The organism is Corynebacterium sp. HMSC29G08 (assembly GCF_001806875.1).
Lineage (GTDB): Bacteria > Actinomycetota > Actinomycetes > Mycobacteriales > Mycobacteriaceae > Corynebacterium.
In genome coordinates, this window is record NZ_KV786214.1 from 1 (window position 1) to 3,502 (window position 3,502).

The following is a 3,502-nucleotide window of genomic DNA, read 5'->3' on the forward strand; positions in this document are numbered from 1 at the left end:
AGGTCATTGATGAAGTGACCGTTAAGATCACGGAGCCTTCGAAGACCATTGCGGATCAGACCGATCCGGACTGGAAGGACAAGGAAACCAACCCGGGCGAGCCGGTTAATGTCCCGAACGAGGGCGACCAGCTGCCGCAGGGCTCGAAGGTTGAGGTTTCGGGTGGCAAGAACGGCTGGAACATCAAGGTTGATGGCGACGGTTCGACGATCGTGGTAACCCCGCCAGCATCCGCCAAGCCTGGTGACAAGATCACGGTTCCGGTGAAGGTGACCTACCCTGACAACTCGGTAGATACCGATGACTTCACGGTGACCGTTAAGGACCCGAACGCCGGTGTGAAGAACCCGGATTGGAACGACGGTAAGACCGAGCCGACCAAGCCGGTTGACCTGCCGAACGTTGGCGGTCCGGTCAAGGACGGCACCACGGTTGAGACCGAGGGGCCGGGTACGGCAAAGCTGAACCCGAATGATTCCATCACGGTGACCCCGGGTGACGATGCGAAGCCGGGCGACACCATTAAGGTGACTGTCAAGGACAAGGACGGCAAGGTCATTGACACCGTCAAGGTGACTATCACCAAGCCGGGCAGCAGCACCCCGGGTGCCTCCAGCCTCACCGAGGATGAGCGCAACCGTTGTATCGCAGTGTCTGTAGGCTTCGGTCTGCCGCTGGCAGCACTGGTCCCGCTGGGCCTGGCTATGCGGATGAACATCCCTGGCCTGTCCCCGGTTGTTGATCAGCTCTCCATCCAGATCCAGAGGGTGAACAATGACCTGCAGAACAGCCTCGGCGTGTTCAACCCAGAGGCAGCGCGTGCAGCGCAGCAGCTGGACGCTAACCTGCGAGCATTCGGCCTTGACCTGGTCAGCCTCGGCGCAGGCCTGGCAGCCGTAGTTGCTGGTATCGCTGCAATCGCAGCAGTGGCCTCCGCTTGTACGCCAGGTGATGGCTCCTCCGTGGGGACCATCGAAGGCCAGGTAGGGTCCACCCCGGCTGGTTCTGCGAAGCAGAGCTCCGAGCGTGGTTCCTCGGTAAAGGTTACGGAAGAGTAAATCCCCGCAACCTTGGCAACCAACTGAATGCAGACCCTGAAGTCTCCTAGTTGGGAGGCTTGAGGGGACGCGCAGATAGAAGAAAGGTATCTGCCCGCGAAAGCGGGTGGGTGCCTTTTTGTCTTGTGCCCGCTGTTTCACCTGTGGATAGTGTGAAAGCAATACGTTGCGCCAAGGTTTACGAAAAGTTTGTGGGGGCACCCATGGTGGCGCCTACGACTCCATATACCCCCGTATGGGGTGTGGTTGAAATGGAAACCTGGCTTTCCAGTTGTCAATCAGATGGTGAAATCTACCTGATATTCGGTCAAGGTACCTTCATGTCGCTATTACTGCACTATTAGTGCAGGGCGATAAGTGCTGGAAATTTCTAGATCCTAGGGAGGTCTACGAAAAGTTGATATTTGTACAACTAGGTTTTATTCAGAATTCTGGAGCACAGCCTTTTCCCAGCTAAAGCGTTACCGTCTTCAAGTCTTTAGGGTTGTGGGCAGGTGAACCCAAGGCCGCCTTGATGGAACCCCCCTGGTTTTTGGGATGGCTTGGGCTCCCGGTCACCGCGCAGATTGTGCGGCCCGAAATGATTACATAATGATTACATCCGGAAGGAAGCTCATGACCAATAAAGGTTTGATGCGCAATCGCGGCGTTTCTATTGCTGCTGCGGCTGTAAGCGCAGCCTTGGTTGCACCCCTGGTAGTACCGGTGGGCAACCCCACATTGACCCAGGCGTTTGCGCAAGAGAATGACAACCAGGCACCGGCAGATGCTGAGAACCCTGGCGCGGATAGCGCCCAGGAGGACCTGCCGACTGAGGACCCGAACGGCAACCCGATCATTTGGGCGGATGCCATTACGAATGGGTATGTCACCTCTGTGTCGAATATGCAGCTGAAGGACCAGGTGTTTTCTGGTCGTAGCTTTGAGGTGACGGAGTACGGCCTCATCTCGGGTACCGGTCTGCCTGCAACCCCAACTGGCACCACGATCTACATGCAGTGGATCGATACTGACGGTGCAGTTTCTCCCTACTATGCAGCGAAGATTCACGATGCATTCCGCGGTTCGCAGGGCGGCGAGGGTACCTACGCGTTTGATATGCGTGAGCCGTGGATTGATGCCAATGGGCAGGAGCGTCTGTGGTCCGCTGAGCGCGGCAAGAAGTACCGCCTGTGGATCCCTGCCTATGAGCGAGATGGTGTCAAGTACACCCCGATTCGCCAGGTCGACTCGCTCATGCCGGGTGCTTTCCAGGACAACCGCAAGGAAGGCAACGGTTCCGTTCACCACCTGAGCAAGAACAAGCAGCGCACACGGATGATCATGGGGCAGGAGCCTCAGGTTGAGTTGATGACCACCGACCGTGACACGTGGGTCGAGTCCACGTTGCCTGTGGATAACAAGGACAAGGATACTGTCCACGGCCGTGTCTGGAAGGAAGCCGGCACCGGTCTTGACCGGACAAATATTAATACCGGTCCGAACATGTCTAAAGGTGACATTCCTTTTGAGGGTGCTACTGTCCTCTTCTCTAAGCTGACCCCCGAGGGTAAGCAGGCCTATGACGAGGCTGTCAACTCTATTGAAGACCAAAGCGCACGTACCGCGGCTGCGGTGGAGTTCTTGAAGAACAACCGTGATGCTATTGCGTACACCCACACAGCCAAGACCGACAAAGACGGCTACTATGCAATGAAGTTGCCGGAAGGCGCTATCCAGGACGGTCGGGCCTGGAAGGTCGATGACATCTGGATGGGTGTGCTCGATGAGGACGGCAACCCGCTGACTGGCTACAGTCCGTGGATGGTTCCGCAGTTCCACCATCCGTTGGTTTTTGACACCATGTTGCCGGGTGTCTTGATCCCTAACGCTGCATTTAAACGGCTTGGACCGATTAACTTCGCAACCCTTACTGCGTACGACGCAGGGCTTAACATCACCAACTACAACACCACGGATAAGCCGGCCGCTGTTGGGGATGTGGCTGAGCTCGAACTGACCGGTAACACCCTGTTGCCGTTGGACAACTGGATCGAGTGGCGCGACAAGGACGGCAACGTTGTTGCAGGTGGCTTTGATGAGTGCCGCATCGAAGGCGTTGAAGTTGCAAAGGTCACCCTGAAGGATGAGTGCAAGACCTTCAAGGTGCCGGAAACTGCACAGCCGGGTGATGTGTACACCGCCTTCCTGCTCAATGGTGTACCGGGTGAAGATTCGTTTGGCAACGCGCTGTACAACGAGATTGCGGCTGATTCCTTCGTCGTAGCTGCAAAGCAGAATGCTGAGTTCCAGCCGGAGTACGAGAAGACTGATGCTCCACAGGGCCAGGAGACCACGGTTCCGGCGCCGAAGAACACCCAGCCGGGTGAAGACGGCAAGGTGCCGGCGTTGCCTGAGGGCACGAAATTCTCCGCACCTGAGGACGTGACGGAGAAGATTCAGGG

At 56.9% G+C, this 3,502-nt stretch carries 1 protein-coding gene and 1 pseudogene; both read left to right on the top strand.

Features of this window, described 5'->3' with window-relative positions; all coding sequences use genetic code 11:
- Nucleotides 1-1,058: Rib/alpha-like domain-containing protein (locus tag HMPREF3101_RS12020; RefSeq protein ID WP_210386154.1), on the top strand; the 1,058-nt coding region annotated here is incomplete at its 5' end.
- A 615-nt stretch (nt 1,059-1,673) separates the two neighbouring features.
- Nucleotides 1,674-3,502: pseudogene (locus tag HMPREF3101_RS02615) on the top strand (hypothetical protein); the annotation flags it as partial.